Source organism: Streptomyces sp. YS-3, assembly GCF_045257485.1.
Classification (GTDB): Bacteria; Actinomycetota; Actinomycetes; order Streptomycetales; family Streptomycetaceae; genus Streptomyces.
This window is the reverse complement of record NZ_JBJHPC010000745.1, coordinates 1-2933: the sequence shown is the minus strand read 5'-3', so window position 1 is coordinate 2933 and position 2933 is coordinate 1. Positions and strand designations below refer to the sequence as shown.

General features: G+C 73.4%; 4 protein-coding genes. 2 read left to right on the top strand and 2 right to left on the bottom strand.

Annotated features, from left to right (window positions below):
- Nucleotides 1-749, top strand: a 749-nt coding sequence (locus tag ACJA3G_RS34195) for an esterase/lipase family protein (RefSeq protein WP_406556920.1), incomplete at its 5' end; no start/stop codon positions are given.
- Here ACJA3G_RS34195 and ACJA3G_RS34190 read toward each other — a convergent pair.
- Nucleotides 739-1752, bottom strand: coding sequence for a lytic polysaccharide monooxygenase (locus tag ACJA3G_RS34190; RefSeq protein ID WP_406556919.1), 1014 nt, complete (start codon nucleotides 1750-1752; stop codon nucleotides 739-741). The two genes, ACJA3G_RS34195 and ACJA3G_RS34190, sit on opposite strands and share 11 nt — an antisense overlap.
- Nucleotides 1753-1883: 131 nt before the next feature.
- A complete protein-coding gene (locus ACJA3G_RS34185) occupies nucleotides 1884-2420 on the bottom strand; it encodes a DUF402 domain-containing protein (protein ID WP_406556918.1) in 537 nt (178 codons plus the stop codon).
- 108 nt (nucleotides 2421-2528) lie between these two features.
- Between ACJA3G_RS34185 and ACJA3G_RS34180 the strand changes: the two genes are divergently transcribed.
- Entirely contained in the window at nucleotides 2529-2903 is a 375-nt protein-coding gene (locus tag ACJA3G_RS34180; RefSeq protein ID WP_406556917.1) for a GntR family transcriptional regulator, read from the top strand.
- The last annotated feature ends 30 nt before the right edge of the window (nucleotides 2904-2933 follow it).

Here is a 2933-nt window from a genome sequence, read left to right as displayed (position 1 = left end):
GGAACGACTACTCCTGCAAGCCCTCCGCCGCCCGCCCGCGCCCCGTCGTCCTGGTCCACGGCACCTTCGGGAACTCGGTCGACAACTGGCTGGCCCTCGCCCCGTACCTGGTCGACCGGGGCTACTGCGTCTTCTCCCTCGACTACGGTCAGCTCCCCGGCGTCCCGCTCTTCGACGGCCTCGGCCCCATCGACAAGTCGGCCGGACAGCTCGCCGGCTTCGTGGACCGGGTGCTCGCGGCGACCGGCGCCCCCAAGGCCGATCTCGTGGGCCACTCCCAGGGCGGCATGATGCCGCGCTGGTACCTGAAGTTCCTGGGCGGCGCCTCCAAGGTGAACACCCTGGTCGGCATAGCGCCCGACAACCACGGCACCACCCTGCTCGGCCTCACGGCGCTGCTGCCCTACTTCCCCGGCGCCGAGGACCTGCTGAGGCTCAGCACCCCCGGCCTGGCCGACCAGGTGGCCGGATCACCGTTCCTGAACAAGCTCAACGCGGGCGGCGACACCGTTCCCGGAGTGCACTACACCGTCATCACCAGCCGGTACGACGAGGTCGTCACCCCGTACCGCACCCAGTTCCTGAGCGGCCCGGACGTCGACAACGTCCTCATCCAGGACAAGTGCGCCCTGGACCTCTCCGAGCACGTGGCGATGGGACTCACCGACCGCGTCACCTACCACGAGGTCGTCAACGCGCTCGACCCCGCGCACGCCACCCCCACCACCTGCGCGTCCGTCATCGGCTGAACCCGCGCCGGCGGCGGGCGGCCAGCAGGAGGAACACGGCCCCGGCGGCCAGCGTCCCCGCACCACCGAACGCGAGATACGGGGTGGACCCGCTGCCGCCCGTCTCGGCGAGGTTCTCGGTGCGGGGCGCGGCGCCGGCGGCCGGGGCCGCGGCCACACTGTCGGTGTGCGGCTCGTTGCCCGACCGCTCCTCGGCGCCGCCCGGTTCGCCCCGGCCGGCCGCCGGCCGCGCCGGGGCGCCCGCACCCGTCCTGGCGTCGTCGTCACCGTGACCGTGGTGCTCCACCGTCGACTTGGCGGCGCCGTCCTCGATCTGCCGCCGCGTCGGCGCCGAGGCGGTCGGGGCCGGGGCGGACCCGGAGGCGCCGCTGTCCTTGCCGAACACCACGTCGGAGCAGGTGTAGAAGGCCTCGGGGCTGTCGGAGCGCTGCCAGACCGAGTAGACGAGGTGGCGGCCCGACTTGGCGGGCAGGGTGGCGTCGAAGACGTAGTCGCCGTTGCGCATCGGCGGGTTCGCCACCCTGGCGAACGGCGCGGCCTCCAGGTCCGACCACTTCAGCGGCTTCGTGGGGTCGTAGCCGTCCTTGGTGACGTACAGCTCGAAGGTGCCCTTGTGGGGAGCCGTGCCCTTGTAGCGGAAGGTGTGCCGCCCGGGGCTGAGCCGGGTGGACGGCCAGTCGGCGCGCGCCAGGTCGAGCCCCTTGTACTTGTCGTTGCCCGCGCTGCAGAGCCTGCCGTCCGGGATGATCTGTTTCGACCGGCCCGCCGCGTTGGCGATGTTGACCGCGTTCCAGTCGTAGAGCGCCTGGGTGCCGCCGAGGGCGACGGCCGCCTTGCAGGCGGCCGAGCGGGGGTGCTCCGGCCCCTCGGCGTAACAGGCGGAGACCCGGCTGACCGGGTCCGTCATCGAGCCGTGGGCAGCGGCCGGACCGGCCGCGAGCCCGGTCAGCGCGAGCGGCGCCAGGACCAGGGCGGCGGCGGTGGCGGTGCGACGAGCGGTCATCGTGGCGTTCTCCTTCGGTGCTGCACGGGGGTGGGAGTGCAGCACGCTAGCCGCCGGATCACGCGAAAACGGCTGCTGGGAGCGGGAGACGGCGATCTTTATGGCCGCGTTAAGGGACGGCTGAGAGCCGGTTAAGAAGCGCCGTTCTCCCGCGCCGGTCCGGCCGGCCGGCCGGTCAACGCCGTGAGTCCGCCCCGCCGGGCCAGGAGTTCGAGCTCGTCCAGGGCCTGTACGGCCCGGTCCGCCGCCTGCCGGTCGCGGTCGGCCAGACCGCTCTCGGCGAACTCGTCCTCGTCCAGGCGGAGCACGGTCGTACCGTCCGCGGAGACCCAGAGGTCGAGGTCCAGGTCCTCGACGGCCACCGCCCCCGCACGCACCACGGCGGGCCGGGTGATGTCGCAGTACCAGCCCTTGAGCGAGGTGTCGGCCGCCCGGACCTCCTTCACCGCGTACCAGCGGTCCCGCCAGTAGTGCTCGGTGAGGACGTCGCCCGGCTCGAAGCGGACGAACCCGAAGTCGCGGACGCCGTCGGCGGCCCAGGGGGCGCGGACGGTGAGCCGGACGCCGTCGTCGGACACCACCGTCGCCGGGTAGCCGATCTTCGTACGGCCGCCCTTGACCAGAGTGACGGTGAGGGGGGAGCCGGGCTCAGCCTGGTTCGCGGACAAGACGTGTCTCCGTAGCGCAGTCGTCGGACATCGCGTCGGACGCTACGCGCGGGGCATCGCGGACGCCTCCCATTTTCGTCCCGCGCGCGGGAGGGGCAGAATCGGCCTGTGACCCTGAAGATCGCCATTGACCAGGAAGCGCCCGACGCGCCGTACGAGCAGCTGCGGGCCCAGATCGCCGAGCGGGCCCGGGCGGGGGTGCTGCCCGTGGGGTACAAACTGCCCACCGTGCGCGGCCTCGCCGAGGAGCTCGGGCTCGCCGCCAACACCGTGGCCAAGGCCTACCGCGCGCTGGAGGCGGACGGGGTGATCGAGACGCGTGGCCGCAACGGCACGTTCGTCGCGGCGGCGGGCGACGCGGCGGAGCGCCGGGCCGCGGCGGCGGCCCGGACGTACGCACAGGAGGTGCGGCGCCTGGGCCTCGGCCGCGAGGCCGCGCAGGCGGCGGTGGCGGACGCGGTACGGGCGGTGTACGGCGACTGACCCCTCCCGCCAACCCTCTGGAACCCCTCC

Coding starts and splice junctions, on each gene's coding strand:
- ACJA3G_RS34190 (WP_406556919.1), bottom strand. CDS start 1,752: ATGACCGCTCGTCGCACCGCCACCGCCGCCGCCCTGGTCCTGGCGCCG.